This is a genomic window from Baekduia sp. (assembly GCF_035318805.1).
Classification (GTDB): domain Bacteria; phylum Actinomycetota; class Thermoleophilia; order Solirubrobacterales; family Solirubrobacteraceae; genus Baekduia.
The window spans coordinates 1-22,978 of the sequence record NZ_DATHDY010000020.1 but is presented as its reverse complement, the minus strand read 5'-3'; the positions used below and the strand labels follow the sequence as shown (position 1 = coordinate 22,978).

The window sequence follows — 22,978 nt, the reverse complement described above, 5'->3', positions numbered from 1 at the left end:
GCCGGGGAGCCTACGCCGCCCCGTGGAAGTCGTCGCCGTTGAGCTCCAGGAACCGCCGGACCGAGCGCTCCTGCGCCTCGAGGCGGTCGGCCATGTGGCGGGCGTGCTCGGCGGCGCGGACCAGGAAGTCCTGCAGGCACGCCTCGGGGTCGTCGGGCAGCGGGTAGACGTGCGCGACATCCTGCTGCGCGCAGGCGATCCCCATCGGCGGCCGCCCCTCGGCCAGCGTCCGGGCGCCGCAGACCGGCACCACCACGAGGTGGCGCTCGGGCGCGACGAGCGCGATCGGCATCAGCCGGTGGGCCGGCAGCGGCACGTCCAGGTCGACCGAGCGCACGATCCCGACCGACGACTCGGCGACGTCGCGCAGCGGTCCCTCCCAGATCGCCAGGACCGTGTCGGCCATCTGGAGCGCGTCGCGCAGCGTGCGCGCCTGCGCCGCGTAGGCCTCCTCGGCCTCGGCGCGCGTGCGGCTCTCGCCCAGGTCGAGGTCGCACGGCACCCGCAGCAGGTCGCGGACGCCGAGGCGCTCGCCCTCGCCGTGGCCGCCGTTGGCGACGTACGTCTGGATCGTCCCGAGATCGCGGCGGCCATGGAAGACCACGGTCAGCTGCTCGGCGACCGAGAGGCCGTGGACCTTCAGCGCGACCGCGGCGGCCGCCTCGGGGTTCAGCAGCGCGCGCCGCAGCAGCTCGTCGGCGAGGCCTTCGCCGGGCCGCTCGTCCTGCCGGTCGTCGTGCTGCTCGTCCATCGTGCTCCTTCTGAGGCTACGCCCCTGATGGTGACGCGAGGTGTACACGATTTCATCGGACAAGTGGGCGGGTTCTGCACTGACAATCGGGCAGGTGGGGCCCGGGCGTCCCGCCGCGGGCTTCGGGTACGTTCGGAGGATGAAGCTCGTGTACAAGCCGTTCGGCATCGTGCTCGGCCTGCTCGCCGGCCTCCTGTCCAAGAAGCTGTTCGACGCGGTCTGGGGGATCTTCGACCAGGAGGAGCCGCCCAAGCCCACGACGCGGGACGCCGACTGGAGCAAGGTCCTGGCCGCCGCGGCGGTGCAGGGCGTCACGTTCAAGGTCACGCGCGCCGCCGTCGACCGCGCCGGCGCCAAGGGCTGGGACCACCTGTTCGGCGTGTGGCCCGGTGACAAGAAGCAGGAGAAGTCGCAGGCCGCGGAGGTCGCCCGCTAGGGGTGGCGTAGGCGGCCGGCCGAGGCCCAGGCCCACGACGGCCAGCCGTCGCCGCCGGAGGTGGGTCCCCAGTCGCGATAGCGACACCGTCTCCTACGGGTGGCGCGCGGCCCGCACGACGAAGCCGCGCTCGCGCAGGTCTTCGAGGGCATGCTCGAACGCGCCGAAGTCGCGGGCGAGCAGCAGGTCGATCGGGCGCCCGTGGCGACCCGTGGAGCGGACCCAGCGGCGCAGCATCCCGTCGCCGGCGCGCTCGGCGGCCTCCGCGGTCAGCGTCAGGAGGATCGGCAGCTGCGGCTTGTGGTCGAGGTCGCCGCCGAGGACGGCGAGCGGGTCGGCGTCGAGCGCGGTCAGCAGCTCGTCGTCGGTCAGCCCGAGCCGGTCCTGCAGGAGGGCGGCGGCGGTCGAGGTCAGAAGAGCTGGTTCTCGCCGCCCGCAGCGGAGATGCCGGACCGGCTGCGAGCCATCAGAAGAGTTGGTTCTCTCCGCCGAATACCTCGGACACCGAGTCGTCGGTGAAGATGCGGCGGATCGAGTCGGTGAGCAGGTCTGCGCACGACAGGACCTGGATGTTGTCCGGGGCGCCGGGGCGCAGCGGGATCGTGTCGGTCACGACGATCTTCTCGAAGCCCGCGGCCTCGAGGTTCTCATAGGCGTTGCCCGAGAACACCGGGTGCGTCGCGGCGGCGAAGACGCGTGACGCCCCCTCGTCGCGGACGGTGTGCGCGGCCGCCTTCAGCGTGCCGGCGGTGTCGATCATGTCGTCGACGATCACCGCGGTCTTGCCCTTGACGTCGCCGATCACGTAGCCGATCTCGGCGACCTGCTGGGCCGGGCGCTCCTTGTCGAGGATCGCCAGCTCGGCGCCGATCTTGGACGCGAACTTCTTGTTCAACTTCACGCGACCGGCGTCCGGCGCCACGACGACGAGGTCGTTGAGCTGCATGTCGTCGAAGTGCTGCGTGAGCATCATCAGCGCGGTCATGTGGTCGACCGGGATGTTGAAGAAGCCCTGGACCTGGCCGGCGTGGAGGTCCATCGTCAGGACGCGGTCGGCGCCCGCCGCCTCGATCATGCGGGCGACGAGGCGCGCGCTGATCGGCTCGCGCGGCGCGGACTTCTTGTCCTGGCGGCTGTAGCCGTACCACGGCGTGACGGCGATGACGCGGTGGGCCGACGCGCCGATGGCGGCGTCGATCATCACCAGCAGCTCCATCAGCGCGTCGTTGGCGCTGATCCCCGTCTCGGGGTTGCCGCACATCGGCTGGATGAGGAAGACGTCCGCGCCGCGGATCGACTCCTCGTAGCGGCAGTAGACCTCGCCGCTCTTGAAGGTCTTCAGTGTGATCGGGCCGAGGTCGACGCCGAGCTTGGAGCCGATCTTGGCCGCCAGCTCGGGGTTCGAGCGCCCCGAGAAGAGCATCAACCGCTTGTCGTAGTCGATCGGAAGGCTGGTGGCCACCGGCATCGTCCGTGTCGTGCTCACGTCGCTGTCCATCGTAGTCGGCTGCGCCGACGCCTTGAGGGGGCTTTGGATGGTCACCTTCCGGTCCTTTTACTCGCGGTCCGCGTAGCCCTCGATGTTGTGCTGGCGCGCCCGCGCGACGGCGAGCGCGCGGTCCGGCACGTCCGACACGACGACCGACCCAGCGGCAGTGTAGGCACCGTCCCCGACCGACACCGGCGCGACCAGCGTCGTGTCCACGCTCGTGCGGACGTCGGCCCCGATGGTGGTCCGCGACTTCGTCTTGGTCTTGCCGTTGTAGTTCGCCGTGATGGTCGCGGCGCCGAGGTTGGTGTTCGGCCCGACGTCGGCGTCGCCGATGTAGGAGAGGTGCGGGACCTTGGTCCCCTCCCCCACGTCGGAGTTCTTGATCTCGACGAACGTGCCGGCCTTGGACTTCTCGCGCAGCAGCGTGCCGGGGCGCAGGTAGGCGAACGGGCCGACCGAGGCGCCTGCGCGCAATTCGGCCTCCTGGACGTAGGAGTGGCGGACCGTCGTGGCGTCGCCGAGCGTCGAGTCGATGATGGTGGTGTTGGGGCCGACGTGCGCGCCGGCGCCGACGGTCGTCGCGCCGCGCAGATACGTCGACGGCTCGATCACCGTGTCCTGGCCGATCACGATCCCGGCGTCGATGAGCGTCGAGCCGGGGTCGACGATCGTCACGCCGGCGCGCATGTGGTCCTCGAGGATGCGGCGCTGGGCGAGCGCGCGGACGTCGGCGAGGGCGACGCGGTCGTTGATGCCGTGGACCAGGCCGGGGTCGTCGACGACGTGCGCGGCGACGATCGCGCCCTGGTCGCGCAGGAGGGTGAGCACCTCGGGCAGGTAGCGCTCGCCCTGCGCGTTGTCGGTCCCGACACGCGGGAGGGCCTCGGCCAGCGCGGCGTGATCGAAGCAGAAGATCCCGGTGTTGATCTCGTGGATGAGGAGCTCCTCGGCCGTGGCGTCGCCGTCGGCCTTGGTCTCGACGACGCGCTCGACGTGGCCGACGGCGTCGCGGACGACGCGCCCGTACCCCGTCGCGTCGTCGAGGATCGTGGTCGCCATCGTGGCTGCGGCGCCCGACGTGGCGTGCGCGGCGACGAGCTCCTCGAGGGCCCCCGCGGAGACCAGCGGGACGTCGCCGCTGAGGACGACGACCGGCAGGCCCGGCGCGACGTCGGGAAGCGCGGCGAGCACCGCGCCGCCCGTGCCGTCGGGCACCGGCTGGACGGCCGTGCGCGTGCCCTCGGGCAGCGCCGGCGCCAGATCGACGTCCGGCGAGCCGACGACCACGACGCGCTCGGCGCCGGCCTCGATCGCCGCGAGCACCGGCCAGGCGACCATCGGCCGCCCACACAGCTCATGCAGCACCTTCGGCAGCGCGGACCGCATCCGCGTGCCCTGTCCGGCGGCCATGACGACAGCGCTGAAGGAGGTCACGGGGCGGAAGGCTAGAGGCGGGCGGCGAATCTGGTTTCGTGGTAGGGCAGAATGTGGTCGCGGGACCTAGACCTTGGGGAGTGGTGTAAGGGCAGCACGGGCCGCTTTGGCCGGCCAAGTCGGGGTTCAAATCCCTGCTCCCCAGTTCCGTCCGGACACGAACGTATGTTCGTCTCATGGCGCGCAGGGTGCGGTTCACCGAGGAGGAGGCATGTGCGGCGGTCGCGGCGTCGCTGTCCTACAGCGAGGCGCTGCGGCGCCTCGGTCTGCGAGCCGCGGGTGGCAACCACGCGACGTTGAAGAAGTACGTCGCGCAGTGGCAGATCTCGACGGACCACTTCGACCCGTACGCGACGCAGCGCGTCCGGCTCGCCGAGTCCACCCGCCGTCAGCCCATCGAGCAGATCCTCGTCCAGCACTCGACCTACAGCCGCGGACACCTCAAGGAGCGGCTGTACCGCGAGGGGCTGAAGACCCGGGTCTGCGAGCTGTGCGGCCAGGACGAGGAGTGGCGTGGCGGGCACATGTCGCTGATCCTGGACCACATCAATGGCATCGGCGACGACAACCGGCTCGAGAACCTCCGCATCGTCTGCCCCAACTGCGCCGCGACGTTCGACACCCATTGCGGACGGCAAAACCAGTGGGAGCGCGCGTGCGTGCGCTGCGGGGAGGCCTATCGGCCGAGGAGCACGGCGCAACGGCATTGCTCGAAGGAGTGCGGTCTGCGCGCGTCGTCAGGCCACGGCCCGCGGCCGAGCATCCGCAAGGTGGCTCGCCCGCCCCACGCGCGCCTCGTCCGCGAGGTCCACGCGATGGGGTGGTCGGCCGTGGGTCGGCGGTATGGCGTGAGCGACAACGCCGTCCGCAAATGGGTGGCGCAGTACGAGCGGGAGGCAGAGACGGAGGGCGATGCCGCCGCGTAAGCGGCAGGTACGTCAGCGGCGCCGCGGAGCCAGCAGCGTGATGGAGCGCGAGGGCGTGGAGGCCGTGCCCTTCGCTGCGACGAAGCTCAGGCGCGCCTTCAGCGATGCGCGGCGACGGAGCAGCTTCTGCCCTTGGCGCGTCAGCATCACCGTCACGGTCCGGGTTCCCTTGAGCTTGCACGTGGCGTCGCCGAGCGTCGTCTTGCCCAGCTTCAACCGCAAGCGGCCCGCACACGCCGTCGCGCCGACGCAGGTGAGCTTGAGCCGCACCGCGCCGGCGACCGAGGCTCGCACGCGCTGGGGCGTGCGGAACGTCAGCTTGGCCGCCGCGGCCGGCTTCACCGCCGCCGGCCGGACCGGTGCGGGATCGAGGTCGCGCTCGCAGGCGGTCAGATGGTCGCCCTGGTCGTGGCCGACCGTGTCGACGCCGTCCCCGCAGTCGATGATGTCGACGGCTCCCTGCTTGGCCTTCACCGTGTCGGCGCCGGCGCCCGCGCGGACGCCGTTGCCGGGCGCGCCCGGGAAGCCCGCGATGAGCGTGATTGCGTCGTCGCCCTCACCTCCATCGAGCGTCGCGCCGCGCGACGCCCCGACCATGGTGTCGTTCCCCGCGTCGCCGAAGAACGCGGCCGCGCCGCCCGCGCAATCGGACGAGCATTCGCCGAGCTCGTCGTCGCCGTCACCGCCATGGACGACCGCACCGCCGCCGGTGGCCGTCAGCCGGTCGGAACCTGGACCGCCATCGACCTGCGGCGGCCCGATGTAGGACGCGCCGTCGATCGTGTCGTTGCCGTCCCCTCCCGTGCCCTGCTGCACGAAGATCAGGCGATCGTCACCCGGGCCGCCGTCGGCGGCGAGCGACGACTGGATGCTGTCGTTGCCCGCTCCACCGCGGGCGTCGGCGCCCACTCGAGCCGGTCGTCGCCGTCGCCTCCGATCAGCGTGCCGACGTGCTGCAACTCGGTCCCTGTGACGTGGTCGGCGCCCGCGCCGCCGTCGGCCGTCCCGCCCTCGCCCACGATGAGGATGTCGCGCCCATCGCCGCCGTGCAGCACGTCCGGCTGGCCGGGCGTGCCCTGCGCGAAGACGGACACGGTCACGCCGGCCGCGACGTCGAGCGTCATCGGCCTTGGAACCTCGCCGGTCGGCGTGGCGAGCACGAACGGTGCCCAGCGCAGGGCGAGAGACGTCAGCGAGCAGTGCGCGGTCGTGGCGGTGTCCTGCGCGCACGGTGTGCCCACGACGAGCCCGACGGCCGTCGGGGCGGAGACGATCAGATCCGTCGCGCTCTGGGTCAGCGAGACGTGCGGCGCCTCCGCCGCGTCCGCGGTGTACGTCAGCAGCGTCCCGCCGGTCGGCAGCTCGTGCGAGGCCGGCGCGGTCGCCGGCTCCAACCGGCTGGCGGCCTGCGCCGACCCGGCCGCGGAGAGCGCCAGCGCGCATGCAGCGACGAGAGCGGTGAGAGACCGAGAGCGAAGAGGCACGCGCGCACCTTAGGGATCAGCCCGTCGGCGAGCAAGCTGCCCTGGCTCCACGGCATTCACCCGCCGCCCGGCCTCCGTCGACCGCGGCCCGGGCGCCGACACCGTCCTCTACGGCCGCGTCAGGCCCCGCACCCGTTACTGCGAGCGCGTGCTGAGCGCCTGCAGCCGCGCGCCAGCCGTAGGCCGGCCGCCGCCGCGGTGCCTACTCCCGACCGAGCGCGCCGAGCAGGTCGCGCAGCTCGGGCGGCGCCAGCGGGTCGGCGCGCACCGCGCGAGCATCGGCGAGGGTGGCGAGGCGACGTTCGGCCCGGAGCATGCCCAGCGAGCCGCCGAGCGCGATCGCGGCCCCCGCGACCCGGTCGAACGGTGCGCCGACGAGCGCCAGCAGCTGCGGCTCCGGCCGCGCGAGCGCCACCAGGAACGGCGTCCCGTCCCCCGATGGCGCGCTGCTGAGCAGGACCCCGGCAGCGAGGTCGTCGCAGGCCGCCACCCGGTGCTGGTCCGACAGCCCGGGCACGTCGGGCGCGACCAGCAGCACCGGTCCGTCGCGGCCCTCCAGCGCGGCCGCGAGCTGGTCGGTGCGCTCGAGCTCGAGCGCCCCCGCCGCACCACTCGCCCGCCGCGCCCAGGCGTGCGCCCGCTCGCGCAGCACCCGCTGCAGCTCGTCGTCGACGGCCGGCCCCAGCCGCTCGCGCAGCTCCGGATCGCGCGCGCCCGCCAGGGCGTCGAGCACGACCGCGACCCCCGCGCTCCCCGCCGGCTCAGTCGAACGAGAAATACGTGCCCACCGGCTCCAGGTCGGCGCGCTGGACGAGCGGCACGGCCTCGGCGAGCGCTGCGGCGAACGCCTCGGGGCTGGCGCCGACCAGGCGGATCAGCTCCTCGACAGGGGTCGCCGCGTCCTGCACGCCGTTGGCGTAGTCGGTCGCGTACCCGAGCAGCGCGAACGGGATCCCGGCCTCGCCCGCCAGCACCGTCTCGGGTCCGGCCGTCTGGCTCACCGCCGTCACGCCGCACGCCGCGAGCCCGCGGATCTCGGCCTTCGTGTTGAACCGCGGCCCGTCGACGTGCCCGTAGCAGCCGCCGTCGCGGACGGCCAGCCCGGCGGAGCGCGCGCCCGCCAGCAGCGCCTCGCGCAGCGGCGTGCTGAACGGCGACTCGTAGATCCAGTGCCCGCGCCCGGGGCGCCCCGGCTCGGTGTGCAACGTGCAGATCGAGCCGTCGGGCAGTCGGTTGGCGAGGAAGTGCAGGTCGTCGAACACGACGAGGCTGCCGAGCGGCACCGCGGGATCGACGGCGCCGCACACGGTGACGGCGAGGATCGCGTCGGCGCCACGGTCGCGCAGCGCGGCGATGTTGGCCTGGTGGGTCACCTGGTGCGACAGGCGCCGGTGGCGGGCGAGGTGGCGCGAGACGTGCAGCACGTCCGCGCCGGCGAAGCGTCCCTGGGTGACGGTCGCGGACCCGAACTCGGTCTCGACGTCCTCGCTGACGGCTCCCGCGAGGTCCGGCAGCGCGTACGTGCCCGAGCCGGTGATGATCCCGATCCGCATGGACCGGGATCCTAGATGGGCTGTTCCACGGGTTCGCTGCCGTCGCTGACCGGCCCGGCCGGCCATCGACGGGACCGCCTCGTGGAACAACCCATCCAGAAGGAGACGCTAACGGGCGCTGGAGGGGATCGCCGCGTTGGCGGCGGACGCGTCGTCGGCCGGGGCGCTCTGCGGCGCGGCGGGCTGCGGGTCGGCCGGGGCCGGGGCGGCGACGGGCGCGGGCGTGGGGGCGGCCGCGGGCGGCGGGTCGGCCGGCGGCGCCGGATCGGCCGGAGCCGTCTCGACCGGGGCGGCCGGAGCCGCCGGGGCCGGGTCGGCCGGCGGCGCGGGGTCGCTCGGGGCGGGGTCGGCCGGCGGCGCCGGCTCGGCCGGAGCGGGATCGGCGGGCGGAGCCGAATCGGCCGGCGTCGTCGCCTCCGGCGGGGTCGTCGCGGCGTCGGTCGGAGCGGGCTGCTCGGGCGTCGTGGCCGGACCCTCGGGGGTGGTGGGCGTCGTCGTGTCGGGGGGCACCGGCACGGGCGTGGGTGCCGGCGTGGGCTCGGTGACCGGCTCGTCGGCGGGCGGATCGGCGCGGAAGGCGGAGCCGGCGGCGTCGCGGCCGGAGCTGGTCGTGTTCGGCGTGACGGGCGTGTCGGTGGTGCCGGCGGCCGGCGTGCCGTGGTCGCTCTGCCACGTGTCCGGGACGCCGTCGCCGTCGGTGTCGACGGCGGTGGAGGCGACGCGGGTGCCGCCGGTCGTGCCGGGGCTGGCGGTATCGCCCATGCCGTCGACCGACGAGCTCGGCGCGGATCCCAGGGATCCGGCGTAACCGTCGAGCGTGACGCCGGCGCTGGAGGTCGTGCCGGTGGCCACGGCGTCGGCGCGGGAGGCGGTCGTGCCGGCGCCGTTGATGCTGAGGCCGACGCTCGTGATGCCGTCGCCGGTCCCGAGGCCCGGGACGACGACGGTGCCGTCGGCCTGCAGGACCGACGCGAACAGGCTGCGGCGCTCGGCGTCCTTGCGACGCTCGGTCTGCGTGAGCGGGGCGACCGGCAGCTGCACGCGGCGCGCCAGATCGCCGGCGACGTCGGGCCAGCGGTCGAACTGGAAGACCGAGCCCTTGAGGACCGTCACGCCGGTGCCGATCAGCGACAGCGCGGCCGTCACGCCGGCGGCGGCGAAGAGCTGGTCGTGGGTGCGATGCCTCATGCGGGGAAGCTGGAGAGAAGGGACCGGTCCATCCACTCCTAGGTGTCGGCGGGTGGGGGCCGCGACTCAAGTGGGGTCTGGACCCCATGTCCGCTCGGAATTCCGGGGACTTCAGCGCCCACACCGCCTCCTCATCCTCCACGACCCGAGACTTGGCGCGTAGACGCTCATCCCAACTCGCGCAAACCTCCCGAAGGCTCAGCCCCGGCGCGGCACCCGGCCCCCGCCGGCGCCCTGCTCGGAGGCCGGGCCGCCCCGCGCGGCGATGCCGAGGACGCGCATCGCCTTGAGCCCGAGGCTGAGCTTCTCGCGCCCGTCGGTGGAGCCGACGTCGAGGCCCGACAGCTCGCGCACCCGCTCGAGCCGGTAGCGGATCGTGTGGCGGTGGGTGAACAGTCGCTGCGCGGTCCCGGCGACGTTGCCGTCGGCGTCCAGGAACGCCTCGACGGTCACGACGAGATCGGTCTCGTACTGCTCGTCGTAGGCCACCAGCGGCTCGATCGTCTCGGCGTAGAAGCGCTGGAGCTCCGCCGGGTCCTCGCTCATGGCCGACAGCAGCAGCCGGTAGGCGCCGGTGTCGTCGAAGGCCAGCATCCGGTGGCCCTCCTCGCCCTCGGTGTCGCCCTCGGCGACGTTGGCCGCCAGCAGCGCCTCGTTGGCGGCGCGCGCGAGATCGACGGCGTCGGCTGCGACGCGGCTGCGGCCCAGCGCGAAGGTGTGACCGGTCAGCGACGCCTGCAGCTCGCGCAGCACCGCGTCGGCGGCGCGCTCGCCCGCGGCGGGGTCGGCGCCGGGGACGAGGACGACCACCTCGGCGCCGACGGCGTCGGGGCGGCCGGAGGAGGCGGCGATCGCGCCCGGGGTGGCCGAGCGCCCGCCGCGCTCGGCGACGGTGACGACGCGCTCGCGCCAGCCCTCCTCGGACGGCACGTGCAGTTGGGCGCGGACGACGACGACCGTCGCGCCCTGGGTCAGGTCGAGCCCGAGCTCGCCCGCGCGGGCGAGGACCGTCTCGCGGTCGCTGAGCCGCCGGCCGAGGAGGTCGTGCAGGAACCCGGCGACGGCCTGCTCGGAGGCCCGGGCGGGCGCGCGGACGCGCTGGACCTCGGACGCGATGAGCGTCGTGACCAGGCGCAGCACCACGGGCGACGCGTCGCCCGCCGCGCGGGAGCGCAGCCGCAGCTGGCCGACGGCCTCGTCGGCGACGCGCAGGTCGAGCAGCTCGACACCGTCGGCGTCGTCCAGCAGCGAGCGCTCGTCGGCCGGCGAGCGTGCGGCCACGGCGAGCACCGCGCCGGACCGATCGGTCAGCGCGAGGCTCGCGTCGAGCGCGCGGGCCGCCGCACGGACGACCTCGGGAAGGCCGGCGCCCGACTCGACGGCGTCGGTGATGCCATCCAGGGCGTCGAGGTCGATCCCGGCCGGCGTCCTCGGAGCCGGGCTGGACATGGTGCAGAGTCTACGGCGCGAAAGGTGGAAAAGGCGGCGAAACGCTGGTGTCTGCCGCTCGGGCAGCGCACCCGCGCGGCCCACTACACGCCGATGCTGTCCCAGAACCACACGATCGCGGCGCCGCCGGCGACGCCGACGGCCGCGAACGCGGCCAGCACGTAGAGGCTCAGGACCGCCGCGGCCATGCGCTGCCAGATCCGCGAGTAGGCGGTCCAGGCCGGCACGAGGATGAATGCCACGTACGCCGAGAGGGCGAAGACGCCGCAGCACGCGGCGACGAGGTAGGTGACCGACTGGTTGCTCACGATCGCCCGCCATTGTGCCGCAGGTGGGCGACGACGAGCCCGGCCATGCCGCACAGGCCGACGATCGCGGCGGCCAGGCCGATGCCCCCGACCACGTCGGAGAGGTAGTGCGCGCGGAGGTAGACGCGGGTCGCCCCGACCACCACCGTGAGCACGATGGCGGCGATGACGAGGATCGTCGTGCGGGCCAGGCCGGGGACCGTCCGGCTGAGCACGACCGCGATGGCGATCCACGCCACGGCGTACGCCGCGTGACCCGACGGGTAGCTCTGGCCGGCCGTGTCGACCAGCGGGTTCGAGGGCCGCGGGCGGTCCACGGCCACCTTGGCGATGTGCACGGCCGCCCAGGTGAGGACGAGCCCGCTCGTCAGCGCCGCGGCCTCGATCACGCGCCGGCGGGCCAGGAGCGCGATGACCGCCAGCAGGGTGGCGCCGCCCACCAACGGGAGGCTCCCGAGGTGCGTGAGCGCGCGCGCGACGTCGTCGAGCGTGTCGCTGCGCACCTTGTCGGCCCAGTCGAACGCCGTGCGATCACCGGTGATCAGGTCCTTCTGGTGCAGCGTGATCGCGTCGGCGGCGAACGCGAACGAGCCGACCGCGACGAAGGCCAGCAGCGTCGTCAGCTCGAGCCCGAGCTCGCCGGGCGTGATGCGGTTCCAGAAGAAGCGGCGCGGGCGCCGGCTCCAGCGCCACAGCGGGCGCAGCACGCGGGCCGGCGGGCGCAGCGCGGGGCGCTCGAGCTGCTCGTCGGTCCACGCCGCGGCCTTGTGCCGGTTCTCCTCGACGCGGAAGTACCGGTAGAGCCACACGAGGAGCGTGAGCACGACGATCGTCGTGCCGAGCGCGAGGGTGCCCTGCTCGGCGTAGTGCAGGACGCGGTCGAAGCTCTGCCAGAAGACGTAGCCGAGGACCAGCAGCAGCGTCGCCCACGCGCCCGCGCCGACGACGTCGTAGGGCAGGAAGCGCTTGAGCGGCATGCCCGACGAGCCCGCCAGGAACGGGTTGACCGCGCGCACGACGCCGACGAAGCGCCCGAGGAAGATCGCCTTGCCGCCGTGGCGGTCGAAGAACGCCTCGACCATGTGCAGGCGCTCCTCGTTGATGGACACCTTGGGGCCGTGCTTGACCAGGAACTTCCGCCCGAGGCGACGTCCCGCGTAGAAGCTGGCGAGGTCTCCGAGGACGGCACAGGTCCACACGATCGCGATGAGCGCGACGAGGGAGATCGTCCCCTGGCCCGCCACCACGCCGCCGAAGATGAGGAACGTCTCGCCGGGGGCGATGAGGCCGACGAAGGCGCCGGTCTCGAAGAACGCCATGACGCCCACGACGACGTAGGTCCACTGGCCCAGCGCGTTGCCTGCGTCCTCGACGAGCTTCTTGACGTCGGGGAACTTGACGAGGCCGCTGCCGTAGACGAGCAGTCCGACGACGACGATGACGCCGCCGATGAGCAGCGTCGGCTCCAGCTTGCGCCGGCGTAGGACGAGGAAGGCGGCCAGGAACGCCGCCGCGACCATCGGGCCGATCTTCACGCCGCCAGGACCTCCCCGCCGTGGGGGCCGACGGGCTTGGCCACCTTCGCCCCGGGGAAGTGCGCCTTGGCGGCCTTGCCGGCCTTGACGTCGCGAAACAGGCCGAGCACGGTCGGGCCGCTGCCGCTGACCATCGCGACGTCGGCGCCCGCCTCGCGCACCTGCGCGAGCGTCTGCTCCAGCGCCGGACGCAGCGACAGCGCGGCCGGCTCGAGCTCGTTGACGCACAGCGCGTCGGGCAGGTCGGGCAGGCCGGCGCGCACGTCGCGCAGCGCGGCGTCCAGCCCGGCGGCGTCGCGCGCCAGGCCGAGGCGGTCGGCCTCGCGGAAGACGTCGGCGGTCAGCAGCGGTCCTTCGGCCGGCACGACGAGCACCGCGTAGCGCGCGACGCCCGGCACGCGCTCGATCTGCTCGCCCGCGCCGGTGGCCAGCACGCGGCCGGGCCGGACCTGGGCGGGGACGTCGGCGCCGAGCGCGGTGGCGATCTCGTGCAGCAGCTCGCGGTCCTCGATGCCGGAGGCGCGCGCGAGCAGGCGCAGCGCGGCGCCGGCGTCGGCCGAGCCGCCCGCCATGCCCGCCGCGATCGGGATCCGCTTGTCGATGCTGATCCGCACGGCCTCCCCACTCCAGCCGGTCGCCGCGCGGAACCGCTCCATCGCCGCGGTCACGAGGTTGTCGCCGTCCACGCCGGGGCAGTCGACCTCGTCGCGGCCGTCGCCGGCCTCGAGCCGCAGGCGGTCGGCGAGCGTCACCGACTGCATGACCGAGACGAGCTCGTGGCGGCCGTCCGCGCGCGTCGGCCCGAGGTAGAGGCAGACGTTGATCTTCCCGGGCGCCCGGGTCTCGAGCCTCACGCGGGGCGCACCTGCTCCCACAGCGCGCGGAACTGCTCGGGCGTCAGCCGCTCGGCGCGCGCGTCCTGCGGCTCCCCGATGGCGGCCAGGCCGGCGCGCACGCGGTCACGCAGGGCCTCGTCGCCGGTGTGGAGTTGCAGCCCCTTGGACGCGCCGTCGCGACCACGCTGCTCCTTCGCCGCGAGCTCCAGCGACCGTGCCAGGGCCTTGCGCCGGTGCGCGAACGCGCCCTGCACGAGCGCGCGCAGGCCGGGCTCGGGCGCCGCGCGCGTGCGGTGCAGCACGACGAGCACCGAGTCGACGTTCGGGACGGGGTGGAAGACGGTGCGCGAGATCTGACGGTGGACGCGCACGTCGCAGGCCAGCTGCGCCAGCACGCTCGGCACGCCGTAGGCCGACGTGCCGGCCGACGCGGCGAAGCGCTCGCCGACCTCCTTCTGCACCATCGCGACCCAGAGCGTGACCGAGGGCAGCTCGAACACCGTGCGCAGGATGGCGGTCGCGGCGATCCCATAGGGCAGGTTGGCGACGACCTTGGTCGGCGGCGGGTCCAGCGCGGCGAGGTCGAGGTGCAGCGCGTCGGCGAGGTGCAGCGTGGTGTTCGGGTGCGGCGCGAGCGCCTCGCGCAGCGCCGGCTCGAGCGAGCGGTCCAGCTCGACGACGTGCGTGTGCGCGGTGCGCTGCGCCAGGTGCTCCGACAGCACGCCCAGGCCACCGCCGATCTCCAGCGCGACGTCCTGGTCGGTCAGCTCCGCGGCGCGCTCGATGACGCCGAGGATGTTGGAGTCGATCAGGAAGTTCTGGCCGAGGTCGCGCTTCGGGCGCACCGCGAAGGCGCGCATCCGGCGCAGGCTGGGCTGCGACGGCAGGTCGGGGGGCGGCTGCTCGGTCACCACTTCAGCAGCTGGGCCGCGTTGCGCTCCACGATCGTCTCGAACGCCGCGTAGTCCTGACCGCGCTGCTCGGCGACGAAGCGTGCCGTCTCGGTGACGTAGGCCGGTTGGTTGCGCTCCTTGCGCATCGGCTGCGGCGTCAGGTACGGCGCGTCGGTCTCGACGAGGATCCGGTCGTCGGGCACGCGCGCCGCGGCCGCGGCCAGGTCCTCGTTCTTCGGGTAGGTGACGTTGCCCGCGAACGAGATCCACCAGCCCTCGGCGAGGCACTCGTCGAGCCGGTCGGGCATCGAGAAGCAGTGCAGGACCACCTCGACGCCCTGCGCCCGCGAGCGCAGCGTGGCGATCGTGTCGTCCTCGGCCGCGCGCGTGTGGATGACCAGCGGCTTGCCGGTGTCGCGCGCAAGCTCGATCTGGGCGTGGAACGCGCGCTGCTGGTCGGCGGGCGGCGCGTAGTCGCGGAAGTAGTCCAGCCCCGTCTCGCCGATCGCGCGGCAGCGCTCGTGCGCCGCCAGCGCACGGAGCTCGGCGAGCTGCTCGTCGCCGAACCCGGTCGCCTTGTTGGGGTGGTGGCCGATGGCCGCGAAGACCTGGGGGAACGCCTCGGCCGCGGCCAGCGCGGCGCGACCCGTGTCGCCGTCCTGGCCGATCGTGAGGATGCGGTTGACGCCCGACTGCGTCGCGGCCGCGACCAGCGCGGCGTCGCTGGGCTCGCAGGAGTCCAGGTGGGTGTGGGAGTCGATCACGCGGCTTCGGAGGCCTGCTGCTTGGGAAACAGCGGGTCGAGGTCCTTGACCTGGGTCGGCAGCGCCGCGCCGAAGTGCGCGTTGGCGATCGAGCGGTCGGGCGTGCCGAGCGCGTCGAGGAGGACCTCGGCGCGCTGTGGGATGTAGGCGTGCAGCAGGACGGTGACGGTGCGCAGGCCCTCGGCCAGGGTGGCGAGCACGCGGTCCAGGTCAGCCTCGCGCCCCTCCTCCTTGGCGAGCTTCCACGGCGCGTTCTCCTCGACGTAGCGGTTCAGGCGCCGTACGCGCTGCCAGATCTCCTCCAGCGCGGGCGTCAGCTCGGCCCGCCCGACGAGTGCGCTGACGCGCTCGCACAGGCCGTCGAAGTCGGGCGCCAGCCCGGGGTCGACCGCGACCTGCGGCACCGCGCCGTCGCGGTAGCGCAGCAGCATCTTGATCGTGCGGCTGGCGAGGTTGCCGAAGTCGTTGGCCAGCTCGGCCTCGTAGCGCTTCTCGAAGTCCGCGGCCGAGACGGAGCCGTCCTGGCCGAAGCTCACGTCGCGCAGCAGGTAGAAGCGCAGCGCGTCGGACCCGTACTTGTCGATGATCTCGAACGGGTCGAGGACGTTGCCCAGCGACTTGGACATCTTGTGCCCGTCCAGCAGCAGGTACCCGTGGACGTAGAGGTGCTCGGGCAGCGGCAGGTCGGCGGCCATGAGCAGCGCCGGCCAGAAGACGGCGTGGAACTTGAGGATGTCCTTGCCGATGAGGTGGTAGCTCGGCGGCCAGAACTCCTCGGTCAGGTCCTCGCCGGGGCGGGCGTAGGTCAGCGCCGTGTAGTAGTTCAGCAGCGCGTCGAACCACACGTAGAAGACGTGGCTCTCGTCCCACGGGACCGGCACGCCCCACGTCAGCTTGCCGCGCGTGAGCGACACGTCCTGCAGACCGCCGCGGATGAACGAGAGGGCCTCGTTGTACCGCGAGCCGGGCGCGACGAAGTCGGGGTGGTCGGCGTAGTGCTGCTCGAGGCGCTCCTGCAGCGCCGACAGCCGGAAGAAGTAGTTCTCCTCCTGCTCCCAGGTCAGCTCGATCTTGTGGATCGGACAGCGGTTGCCATCCTCGATCTCGCTCTCGGACTTGAAGTCCGCGCAGCGCGGGCAGTACCAGCCCTCGTACACCCCGAGCTCGACGTAGCCGTTGTCCTTGACCCGTGTGAGGACCTCCTGCACCGCCTTGACGTGCTCGGGGTCCGACGTGCGGATGAAGAAGTCGTTCGTCACGTTCAGCAGCGGGGCGAGCGCCTTGAACCGCTCCGCGTTCTTGTCGGCCAGCGCGCGCGGCGTGACGCCCGCGGCCTCGGCGGCCAGCGCGACGGGCTCGCCGTGCTCGTCGGTGCCGGTGAGGAAGAAGACGTCGTCGCCGAGCTGGCGGTGGTGGCGTGCCATGACGTCCGCGGCGATCGTCGTGTACGCGTGGCCGAGGTGCGGCGCCGCGTTGACGTAGTAGATGGGCGTCGTGACGTAGAAGGACATTCAGGCCTAACGGTATCGGTGCGCGAGCGCCGCGCCGGTGACGGCCCGGCGACCACGCCGCCGGTGCGCCACCGTGCCGCCGCCGGCGCCCGCGGCGAGCAGGCCGAGCCCGACCCAGATCGGCCACGGCAGGCGGGCCGGCGCGGGGTCGTCGGCCTGGGCCGCGGCGGGCGCGCGGGGCGACACGGCCGGCGGCGCGGGCGGCCTGGGCACCCGTCGCGACGGCGGCGCCACCGGCACCGGCGGCGCGGGTCCCGACGGGTCGCCGTCCAGCAGCGCGAGCGGATCGACGTAGGCCTGCCGACCGCCGGCCCGCCGCGCGCCCAGGCGCAGCACGCCTCGCGATCCCAGCCGCCCGAGCACCGCGCCCGCGGCAACGCGGGCGCCGCGCCGCACGGCCGCCGGGCCCGCCAACCCCAGCTCGGTCGCCACCAGGTCGCCGCAGCGCAGCGTCACGCCCGGACCCCAGCCCGGCACGCGCCCGGCGTAGGCGACGGTCCCGGAGCACGTGGCAAGCACCCGCGCGCCCGGCCGTCCACGAAGGTCGATGCCCCGGCGCCCACCGCGCAGGTAGGGCGCGGCGGGATCGAACGAGAACGTCCGCGCCACCGCCGCGCCCGGCAGCGGCCGCTGCCAGCGATCGGGCGCCGACGCCGCCGCACGACCCGGGGCGGCGAGCGTCAGCACGGCGAGGAGCACGATCGCGATGGAGGGCACCGGCGCATCCTGCGGCCCCCGCGCACCGTCTCCCCCGCACGGCGCATATCCGGCACGAAATCGCGCGCGGCGCGTCGCACATCGCGCCCGCCCTAGCGACGCAATGGGGATTGTCCCCCCTCCGTTCGGACGCAATGCGACGCCATGCGACGCAATGGGGACTGTCCCCCCTCCGTTCGGGTGGGGGGACTGTCCCCCCGCGCCCGGGTGGGGGACTGTCCCCCCGCGCCGTCCCCCCGCGCCCGGGTGGGGACCGTCCCCCCGGCGCCCCTACCGCTCCATCAGCCCCCGGTACAGCGCGTTGGCGCTCGTGCCCGTGAGCTCGGCCACCACGCCCGCCGCCGGGCGCGCCCGCGCGCCCGCCTCCACCAGCCGCGCCAGCGCGTCCAGCGCCGGCGCCAGATCGGCCTCGCCCTCGGGCGCCGCGCCGATCACCACCACGACCTCGCCCCGCGGCTCCTCGCTCGCGTAGCGCTCCGCGAGCGCCCCCGCGCTGCCGCGCACGACCTCCTCGTGGACCTTCGTCAGCTCGCGGCAGACTGCCACCGGCCGCTCCGGATCCACGGCGGCCAGCGCCGCCATCGCGGCGCCGACGCGCCGCGGCGACTCGAAGGCCACCAGCGTCTCCGTCGTGGCGCGAAACAGCGACTCCAGCTCGCCGCGCTTGCGCGGCAGGAACCCGGCGAAGCGCCACGTCGTGGCCGGCAGCCCGCTCACCACCAGCGCCGCCAGCGCCGCGCTCGGTCCGGGCAGGACCTCGACGCCGATCCCCGCCGCCACGCAGGCCTGCACCAGCAGGAACCCCGGGTCGCTGACCAACGGCATGCCCGCGTCGCTGACCAGCGCCACGGTCTCGCCGGCCTGCATCCGCGCCACGAGCTCCGACGACCGCGCCGCCTCGTTGTGCTCGTGGTAGCTCACGGTCTTGGCCTTCACGCCGTAGCGGTCGAGCAGCACGCGCGTGCGGCGCGTGTCCTCGCAGGCGACGAGGTCGGCGTCGCGCAGCGCGCTCAGCACACGCAGCGTCACGTCCTCGAGGTTGCCGATCGGGGTCGGGCACACCACCAGCCGGCCGATCATGGCGCCTGCCGCCCGTCGGCCAGGTCCATCGCCAGCAGCGCGGCGCCGATCATGCCCGAGGCGTCCCCGAAGCGCGTCGGCACGATCCGCACCTGGTCGCGCGACGGCGCCAGTGCGCGCTCGGCCACGACGCGCCGCGCCGGCTCCAGCAGCAGCTCACCCGCCGCGATGACTCCGCCGCCCACGACGACCACCTCCGGGTTGAGGATGTTGACCACGTTGCCGATCCCGACGCCGAGGTAGTGGCCGACCGACGCGACGACATCGCGCGCGACGGGGTCGCCGTCGTGCGCCAGCTCGGTGGCGAGCATCCCGCTGATCTCGCGACCGGCGGCCAGCGCGCGCCCGAACCCCGAGTCGGGCAGCTCGTGCGCCATCCGCGCCGCTTCACGCCCCAGCGCGGTGCCGGAGACCACGGTCTCCAGGCAACCGCGGTTGCCGCAGGTGCACAGCGGCCCGTTGACGTCGACGACCATGTGCCCCCATTCGCCCGCCGCGCCGCTGGCGCCGTGGACGATCTTGTCGTCGACGATGATCCCGCCGCCGATGCCGGTGCCGAGCGTCAGCAGCGCGGCGGTGCGCGCGCCGCGCGCGGCGCCCCGGCGGTGCTCGGCGACCATCGCCCCGTTGGCGTCGTTGTCCACCGCCACCGGCAGCCCGAGCCGCTCGGCCATCACGTCGCGGAACGGGACATCGCGCAGCGGGAGGTGCACGGTCGTGTTGGCCACGCCGGTCTGCGCGTCGACCAGCGACGGGATGCCGAACCCGACCGCCCGGATCTCCTCGCCGGCCGCCTCGCGCGCCTGCTCGACGGTGGACACGAGCAGGTCGATGAGCCCTTCGGCGTCGTGCCCTTCGCGGGCCTTGCGGAAGGCCCGATGGCGAACGTTCAGCTCGGAGTCGACGACCCCGGCCAGCAGCTTCGTGCCCCCGAGGTCGACGCCGATCACGCACCCGGCGGCCATGCGCGTCACCCTACCCGGTGCATGTCGCCTCCCTCCGACCCGCCGCCCGAGTACACGAAGTACCGCTCCGCCCCGCGGTTCTGGCGCCGCGGCCCGCGCCCCGGCGAGCCGCTGCTGGACGTCCTGCCCAACGGCCGTGCCGCCCCGCCGGCGGTCCCGCCCGGCGCTCCGGGGATCCCCGGGGCGGGCGACGACGGCGACGGCCGCGGCCCCGGCGCGCGCCGCCGGCGGCTGCCCGGCCTGCCGCTGCCCGGCCGCCGCCGCGGCCCGCGCCTGCCTCGCGGCCCGCTCTCGGTGGGCCGCGTCGTCAAGTGGCTCGTGCTCGCGGTCGTCGGCTGGATCGCGCTCTCGCTCGTGCTGTTCCTCGTCAGCGCCCAGATCCAGCAGGGCGACCTCAGCGGCCAGGTCGCCCTGGGCGGCGCCGGCTTCCCGCTGACCAGCCCGAACAACGTGCTCGTGCTCGGGTCCGACACGCGGACGAAGGGCTCCAAGGAGCCGGGCGCCGCCACCAGCGGACGCGGCCGGTCGGACTCCATCATGTTGATGCGCGTCGGCGGCGGCAAGAACGCGCGCCTGTCGATCCCTCGCGACACGGTGGTCGACATCCCCGGCCATGGCAAGGACAAGATCAACGCGGCCTACGCGTACGGCGGCCCGGCGCTGGCGGTCCAGACGATCGAGCAGTACCTCGGCATCAAGGTCAACCACCTGATCGAGGTCAACTTCGACAACTTCCCGCAGCTGATCGACGCGATGGGCGGCGTCACCTACGAGGGCGGCTGCGTCGTCTCGCGCATCAACGGCGGCTTCAACAACGGCGGGTACACGCTGCGCCTGAAGAAGGGCAAGACGCACATCGATGGCAAGCAGGCCCTCGCCCTCGCGCGCACCCGCCACAACGACTGCAACAAGAGCGAGTCCGATCTGACGCGCGCCCGGCGCCAGCAGAAGCTGCTGTCGGCCATGAAGTCGCGCCTGATCTCGCCGTTCGCGTTCCCGCGCCTGCCGCTCATCGCGTGGAACACGCCGAAGGCGCTGCGCTCGGACATGAGCGGCCCCACGCTCCTCGGCCTCTTCGGCGCGCTCGCCACCAGCGGCTCACCGCCCACCCAGATCCTCAAGCCCGACGGCTTCGCGGCGGCCCCGGGCGGCGGCTCCGGCCTCCACGTCTCCGACGCCGAGAAGGCGCGCGACGTGGCGCGCTTCCTGAAGGGCTAGGGGAACGCTGGCCCAGGAAGCCAGGTTCCCTTGCGGGTGTTCGCCCAGGGGGCGAAACCCGCGGCCTGTTAGCGACCCGCGCTCCCAGCTACTTCTTGGGCTTCTTCTCGGCCGGCTTCTTCTCGGCCTTCGGCTTGGCGTCGGACTTCGCGCCGTCCGAGGCGGAGGACGAGGAGGACGACGAGTCCTTGGCCGCGTCGGCCTTCTTCTCGGCCTGCTTGGCCTCGTGCTTGTCGGCGCCGGACTCGGCCGACTCCCGCAGCTCGCGGTTGCGGCGCTTGGTGCCGTAGTCGGTGTTGTAGAAGCCCTTGCCCTTGAAGTGGACCGCGACGGGATGGAAGACGCGCTCGAGCGGCACCCCGGTCTCGGGATCCTGCGTCAGCGGATCGTCGGTCATCCTCTGCATGACCTCGAACGTGGTGCCGTCCGGGCGTCGATATTCATAGATCGGCATTGGCACTCTCAGTATACGAGTGCCATCCGGGCGCTGGTCGAACCCGGCGCGACAGGTGGCTAGAGTCCGGCGCGTGCCAACAGAAGACGTCGTGACGATGGACAAGATCGTGGCGCTGTGCAAGCGCCGCGGATTGATCTTCCCCGCCTCGGAGATCTACGGCGGCATCGCCAACACCTACGACTACGGGCATTACGGCGTGCTGCTCAAGCGCAATGTCGTCGACGCCTGGTGGGACGCGATGCTGCAGGAGCGCGACGACGTGGTCGCCCTCGACTCCGCGATCATCCAGCACCCCAAGACCTGGGAGTCGTCGGGACACCTCGCCGGCTTCACCGATCCGCTGATCGACTGCAGGACCTGCAACCGCCGGTTCCGCGCCGACCATCTCGCGGAGGCCCGCGCCGACCCGGACTCCCACCCCGACATCCGCTGCGGGCGCAAGCCGTCCAAGCTGCCGGGCGAGATCGACGAGTGCCAGCTCACCGAGCCACGCGAGTTCAACCTCATGTTCGAGACGGCGATCGGCCCGGTGCAGGGCGGCGGCCAGCGCGTCTTCCTGCGCCCCGAGACCGCGCAGGGGATCTTCCTGGACTTCAAGACCGTGCTGACGTTCGCGCGGCGCCGGCCGCCGTTCGGCATCGCCCAGGTCGGCAAGTCGTTCCGCAACGAGATCACGCCGGGCAACTTCATCTTCCGCACGCTGGAGTTCGAGCAGATGGAGATGGAGTTCTTCGTGCCGCCCGAGCAGGCGCCGCAGTGGTACGAGCACTGGAAGCAGGCCCGCTTGAACTGGTACACGGAGCTCGGCCTGCGTGCCGACCACCTGCGCCTGCGCGAGCACGACGCCGACGAGCTCAGCCACTACTCCTCGGGCACCGCCGACGTCGAGTACCGCTTCCCGATCGGCTGGTCGGAGCTCGAGGGCATCGCCAACCGCGGCGACTTCGACCTCAGGGCGCACGCCGCCGGCTCCGGCAAGGACCTGGAGGTCGTCGAGCCCGACGGCCGCCGCTACGTCCCGCACGTCATCGAGCCCGCCGCCGGCGTCGGCCGCTCGGTCCTGGCCTTCCTCGCCGACGCCTACGACGAGGAGGACCTCGACGGCGAGACGCGCACGGTGCTCAAGCTGCACCCGCGGCTGTCGCCCGTCAAGGTCGCCGTCCTGCCGCTGGTCAAGAAGGACGGCCAGCCCGAGCTGGCGGCCGAGCTGCACACCGCGCTGAAGAAGCGCATGCAGGCCGAGTACGACGAGGGCGGCTCGATCGGCAAGCGCTACCGCCGCCAGGACGAGATCGGCACGCCGTGGTGCGTGACGATCGACCACCAGTCGCTCGAGGACCGCACCGTCACGATCCGCGACCGCGACACCCTCGCCCAGGAGCGCGTGCCGATCGCCGACGTGCCCGACCTGCTGTCGGCGCGCCTCGCCGTGCCGTGGACCTCGCCGAAGCTCGACGGCTGACGGCGCTCAGGCCGCCGCCGCGGCGCCGCGGTCCGACGGGGGTTGCGCGACGGCGCCGAAGGCTTAGGGTTCGCCCAATGGCCAAGCGCTTCACCATCTCCATGCTGATGATCCACGGCGGGACGCCGCGCGACCGGCAGGCGCGCGAGGAGCTCGGCGCAGCGCTGCCCGACGGCGCCGACGTCGGCCAGCCGGACGAGCTGGGCGTCTTCGACGTCCATGTCGACGCCGAGGACCTCGAGGGCGCGCTGCACACCGTCTGGAACGCCGTGGCCGCCTCGGGCACCGACGACCACATCGTCTTCCTCGAGCATTCCGAGCTGCCCGAGCACTGGCGTCCTCGCAGCCGCCCGGCGGCCGCGGGGTCGCGCTAGATAAGTTGTTCCACGAGGCGGTCCCGTCGATGGCTGGTCCGGGCGGATGCCTGGGGTCGCACGATCTCGCAGCCGATCCTGGTCGGATCGGCAAGGGATCGGGTGGCCTCAGGCGCCGGCCGGGCCGGTCAGCGGCGGCAGCGAA

General features: G+C 73.5%; 25 protein-coding genes and 1 tRNA gene. 6 read left to right on the top strand and 20 right to left on the bottom strand.

Going from position 1 to position 22,978, the window contains the following annotated elements:
- Nucleotides 1–10 precede the first annotated feature (10 nt).
- The gene (locus VK501_RS05285) at nucleotides 11–751 is read right to left on the bottom strand and encodes a hypothetical protein (RefSeq protein WP_324335369.1); all 741 of its coding nucleotides are present in this window, start codon (nucleotides 749–751) and stop codon (nucleotides 11–13) included.
- A gap of 139 nt (nucleotides 752–890) precedes the next feature.
- Here VK501_RS05285 and VK501_RS05280 point away from each other — a divergent pair, with 139 nt between their 5' ends.
- The gene (locus tag VK501_RS05280) at nucleotides 891–1,187 is read left to right on the top strand and encodes a DUF4235 domain-containing protein (protein WP_324335368.1); all 297 of its coding nucleotides are present in this window, start codon (nucleotides 891–893) and stop codon (nucleotides 1,185–1,187) included.
- 93 nt (nucleotides 1,188–1,280) lie between these two features.
- Here the strand turns inward: VK501_RS05280 and VK501_RS05275 are convergent, their stop codons facing one another.
- From VK501_RS05275 to glmU, 3 genes are all read right to left on the bottom strand, one after another.
- Nucleotides 1,281–1,424, bottom strand: coding sequence for a hypothetical protein (locus VK501_RS05275; protein ID WP_324335366.1), 144 nt, complete (start codon nucleotides 1,422–1,424; stop codon nucleotides 1,281–1,283).
- 229 nt (nucleotides 1,425–1,653) lie between these two features.
- On the bottom strand, nucleotides 1,654–2,631 hold the full coding sequence (locus tag VK501_RS05270) for a ribose-phosphate pyrophosphokinase (protein ID WP_349260975.1): 978 nt from the start codon (nucleotides 2,629–2,631) through the stop codon (nucleotides 1,654–1,656).
- Between the two features lie 111 nt (nucleotides 2,632–2,742).
- Nucleotides 2,743–4,113: a bifunctional UDP-N-acetylglucosamine diphosphorylase/glucosamine-1-phosphate N-acetyltransferase GlmU gene (gene glmU / locus VK501_RS05265; protein WP_324335362.1), complete on the bottom strand. Its 1,371-nt coding sequence runs from the start codon at nucleotides 4,111–4,113 to the stop codon at nucleotides 2,743–2,745.
- A 74-nt stretch (nucleotides 4,114–4,187) separates the two neighbouring features.
- Between glmU and VK501_RS05260 the strand changes: the two genes are divergently transcribed.
- Nucleotides 4,188–4,258, top strand: a tRNA-Gln gene (locus VK501_RS05260).
- A gap of 31 nt (nucleotides 4,259–4,289) precedes the next feature.
- A complete protein-coding gene (locus VK501_RS05255; protein WP_324335360.1) occupies nucleotides 4,290–5,039 on the top strand; it encodes an HNH endonuclease in 750 nt (249 codons plus the stop codon).
- A gap of 12 nt (nucleotides 5,040–5,051) precedes the next feature.
- On the opposite strand, the gene VK501_RS05250 is transcribed toward VK501_RS05255, so the two are convergent.
- The 15 genes from VK501_RS05250 to VK501_RS05180 form a co-directional block, all read right to left on the bottom strand.
- Complete coding sequence (locus tag VK501_RS05250; RefSeq protein WP_324335358.1) at nucleotides 5,052–5,948, bottom strand: calcium-binding protein; 897 nt, start codon at nucleotides 5,946–5,948, stop codon at nucleotides 5,052–5,054.
- A complete protein-coding gene (locus VK501_RS05245) occupies nucleotides 5,861–6,523 on the bottom strand; it encodes a hypothetical protein (RefSeq protein ID WP_324335356.1) in 663 nt (220 codons plus the stop codon). Before VK501_RS05245 ends, VK501_RS05250 begins: the two co-directional genes overlap by 88 nt.
- 202 nt (nucleotides 6,524–6,725) lie before the next feature.
- The gene (locus VK501_RS05240; RefSeq protein WP_324335354.1) at nucleotides 6,726–7,256 is read right to left on the bottom strand and encodes a hypothetical protein; all 531 of its coding nucleotides are present in this window, start codon (nucleotides 7,254–7,256) and stop codon (nucleotides 6,726–6,728) included.
- Nucleotides 7,257–7,284: 28 nt separating this feature from the next.
- Nucleotides 7,285–8,076: an MTAP family purine nucleoside phosphorylase gene (locus VK501_RS05235; RefSeq protein ID WP_324335351.1), complete on the bottom strand. Its 792-nt coding sequence runs from the start codon at nucleotides 8,074–8,076 to the stop codon at nucleotides 7,285–7,287.
- Between the two features lie 108 nt (nucleotides 8,077–8,184).
- Nucleotides 8,185–9,264: a hypothetical protein gene (locus tag VK501_RS05230; RefSeq protein ID WP_324335349.1), complete on the bottom strand. Its 1,080-nt coding sequence runs from the start codon at nucleotides 9,262–9,264 to the stop codon at nucleotides 8,185–8,187.
- A 198-nt stretch (nucleotides 9,265–9,462) separates the two neighbouring features.
- Nucleotides 9,463–10,713, bottom strand: coding sequence for a PucR family transcriptional regulator (locus VK501_RS05225; RefSeq protein WP_324335347.1), 1,251 nt, complete (start codon nucleotides 10,711–10,713; stop codon nucleotides 9,463–9,465).
- Between the two features lie 83 nt (nucleotides 10,714–10,796).
- A complete protein-coding gene (locus VK501_RS05220; protein ID WP_324335346.1) occupies nucleotides 10,797–11,021 on the bottom strand; it encodes a hypothetical protein in 225 nt (74 codons plus the stop codon).
- Entirely contained in the window at nucleotides 11,018–12,556 is a 1,539-nt protein-coding gene (locus VK501_RS05215; RefSeq protein WP_324335344.1) for a bifunctional DedA family/phosphatase PAP2 family protein, read from the bottom strand. Before VK501_RS05215 ends, VK501_RS05220 begins: the two co-directional genes overlap by 4 nt.
- Nucleotides 12,553–13,410 carry a hypothetical protein gene (locus VK501_RS05210; RefSeq protein WP_324335342.1) on the bottom strand — a complete coding sequence of 286 codons (858 nt, stop codon included), beginning with the start codon at nucleotides 13,408–13,410 and terminating at the stop codon, nucleotides 12,553–12,555. Before VK501_RS05210 ends, VK501_RS05215 begins: the two co-directional genes overlap by 4 nt.
- Complete coding sequence (gene rsmA, locus VK501_RS05205) at nucleotides 13,407–14,303, bottom strand: 16S rRNA (adenine(1518)-N(6)/adenine(1519)-N(6))-dimethyltransferase RsmA (RefSeq protein ID WP_324335340.1); 897 nt, start codon at nucleotides 14,301–14,303, stop codon at nucleotides 13,407–13,409. The genes VK501_RS05210 and rsmA overlap by 4 nt, the downstream gene beginning before the upstream one ends.
- On the bottom strand, nucleotides 14,300–15,049 hold the full coding sequence (locus tag VK501_RS05200) for a TatD family hydrolase (protein ID WP_324335337.1): 750 nt from the start codon (nucleotides 15,047–15,049) through the stop codon (nucleotides 14,300–14,302). The genes rsmA and VK501_RS05200 overlap by 4 nt, the downstream gene beginning before the upstream one ends.
- Complete coding sequence (gene metG / locus VK501_RS05195) at nucleotides 15,046–16,560, bottom strand: methionine--tRNA ligase (protein ID WP_324335335.1); 1,515 nt, start codon at nucleotides 16,558–16,560, stop codon at nucleotides 15,046–15,048. The genes VK501_RS05200 and metG overlap by 4 nt, the downstream gene beginning before the upstream one ends.
- 6 nt (nucleotides 16,561–16,566) lie before the next feature.
- A complete protein-coding gene (locus tag VK501_RS05190) occupies nucleotides 16,567–17,277 on the bottom strand; it encodes a M23 family metallopeptidase (RefSeq protein WP_324335333.1) in 711 nt (236 codons plus the stop codon).
- A gap of 270 nt (nucleotides 17,278–17,547) precedes the next feature.
- Nucleotides 17,548–18,357, bottom strand: coding sequence for a 16S rRNA (cytidine(1402)-2'-O)-methyltransferase (gene rsmI, locus VK501_RS05185; RefSeq protein ID WP_324335331.1), 810 nt, complete (start codon nucleotides 18,355–18,357; stop codon nucleotides 17,548–17,550).
- On the bottom strand, nucleotides 18,354–19,322 hold the full coding sequence (locus tag VK501_RS05180; RefSeq protein WP_324335329.1) for an ROK family protein: 969 nt from the start codon (nucleotides 19,320–19,322) through the stop codon (nucleotides 18,354–18,356). Before VK501_RS05180 ends, rsmI begins: the two co-directional genes overlap by 4 nt.
- A 21-nt stretch (nucleotides 19,323–19,343) precedes the next feature.
- On the opposite strand from VK501_RS05180, the gene VK501_RS05175 reads away from it, so the two are divergent.
- Nucleotides 19,344–20,540 carry an LCP family protein gene (locus tag VK501_RS05175; protein ID WP_324335327.1) on the top strand — a complete coding sequence of 399 codons (1,197 nt, stop codon included), beginning with the start codon at nucleotides 19,344–19,346 and terminating at the stop codon, nucleotides 20,538–20,540.
- Nucleotides 20,541–20,628: 88 nt separating this feature from the next.
- On the opposite strand, the gene VK501_RS05170 is transcribed toward VK501_RS05175, so the two are convergent.
- Nucleotides 20,629–20,994: an FmdB family zinc ribbon protein gene (locus VK501_RS05170; RefSeq protein WP_324335325.1), complete on the bottom strand. Its 366-nt coding sequence runs from the start codon at nucleotides 20,992–20,994 to the stop codon at nucleotides 20,629–20,631.
- Between the two features lie 97 nt (nucleotides 20,995–21,091).
- On the opposite strand from VK501_RS05170, the gene VK501_RS05165 reads away from it, so the two are divergent.
- Together VK501_RS05165 and VK501_RS05160 are read left to right on the top strand one after the other, a co-directional pair.
- Nucleotides 21,092–22,459 carry a glycine--tRNA ligase gene (locus tag VK501_RS05165; protein WP_349260974.1) on the top strand — a complete coding sequence of 456 codons (1,368 nt, stop codon included), beginning with the start codon at nucleotides 21,092–21,094 and terminating at the stop codon, nucleotides 22,457–22,459.
- A 77-nt stretch (nucleotides 22,460–22,536) separates the two neighbouring features.
- Nucleotides 22,537–22,833: a hypothetical protein gene (locus VK501_RS05160; protein WP_324335321.1), complete on the top strand. Its 297-nt coding sequence runs from the start codon at nucleotides 22,537–22,539 to the stop codon at nucleotides 22,831–22,833.
- The last annotated feature ends 145 nt before the right edge of the window (nucleotides 22,834–22,978 follow it).

Bases quoted from the DNA above. Each gene is read 5' to 3' on its own strand.
- VK501_RS05285 (WP_324335369.1), bottom strand. From the start codon at position 751: ATGGACGAGCAGCACGACGACCGGCAGGACGAGCGGCCCGGCGAAGGC.
- VK501_RS05280 (WP_324335368.1), top strand. From the start codon at position 891: ATGAAGCTCGTGTACAAGCCGTTCGGCATCGTGCTCGGCCTGCTCGCC.
- VK501_RS05275 (WP_324335366.1), bottom strand. From the start codon at position 1,424: ATGCTGCGCCGCTGGGTCCGCTCCACGGGTCGCCACGGGCGCCCGATC.
- VK501_RS05255 (WP_324335360.1), top strand. From the start codon at position 4,290: ATGGCGCGCAGGGTGCGGTTCACCGAGGAGGAGGCATGTGCGGCGGTC.
- VK501_RS05235 (WP_324335351.1), bottom strand. From the start codon at position 8,076: ATGCGGATCGGGATCATCACCGGCTCGGGCACGTACGCGCTGCCGGAC.
- VK501_RS05230 (WP_324335349.1), bottom strand. From the start codon at position 9,264: ATGAGGCATCGCACCCACGACCAGCTCTTCGCCGCCGCCGGCGTGACG.
- VK501_RS05225 (WP_324335347.1), bottom strand. From the start codon at position 10,713: ATGTCCAGCCCGGCTCCGAGGACGCCGGCCGGGATCGACCTCGACGCC.
- metG (WP_324335335.1), bottom strand. From the start codon at position 16,560: ATGTCCTTCTACGTCACGACGCCCATCTACTACGTCAACGCGGCGCCG.
- rsmI (WP_324335331.1), bottom strand. From the start codon at position 18,357: ATGATCGGCCGGCTGGTGGTGTGCCCGACCCCGATCGGCAACCTCGAG.
- VK501_RS05180 (WP_324335329.1), bottom strand. From the start codon at position 19,322: ATGGCCGCCGGGTGCGTGATCGGCGTCGACCTCGGGGGCACGAAGCTG.
- VK501_RS05175 (WP_324335327.1), top strand. From the start codon at position 19,344: ATGTCGCCTCCCTCCGACCCGCCGCCCGAGTACACGAAGTACCGCTCC.
- VK501_RS05170 (WP_324335325.1), bottom strand. From the start codon at position 20,994: ATGCCGATCTATGAATATCGACGCCCGGACGGCACCACGTTCGAGGTC.
- VK501_RS05165 (WP_349260974.1), top strand. From the start codon at position 21,092: ATGGACAAGATCGTGGCGCTGTGCAAGCGCCGCGGATTGATCTTCCCC.
- VK501_RS05160 (WP_324335321.1), top strand. From the start codon at position 22,537: ATGGCCAAGCGCTTCACCATCTCCATGCTGATGATCCACGGCGGGACG.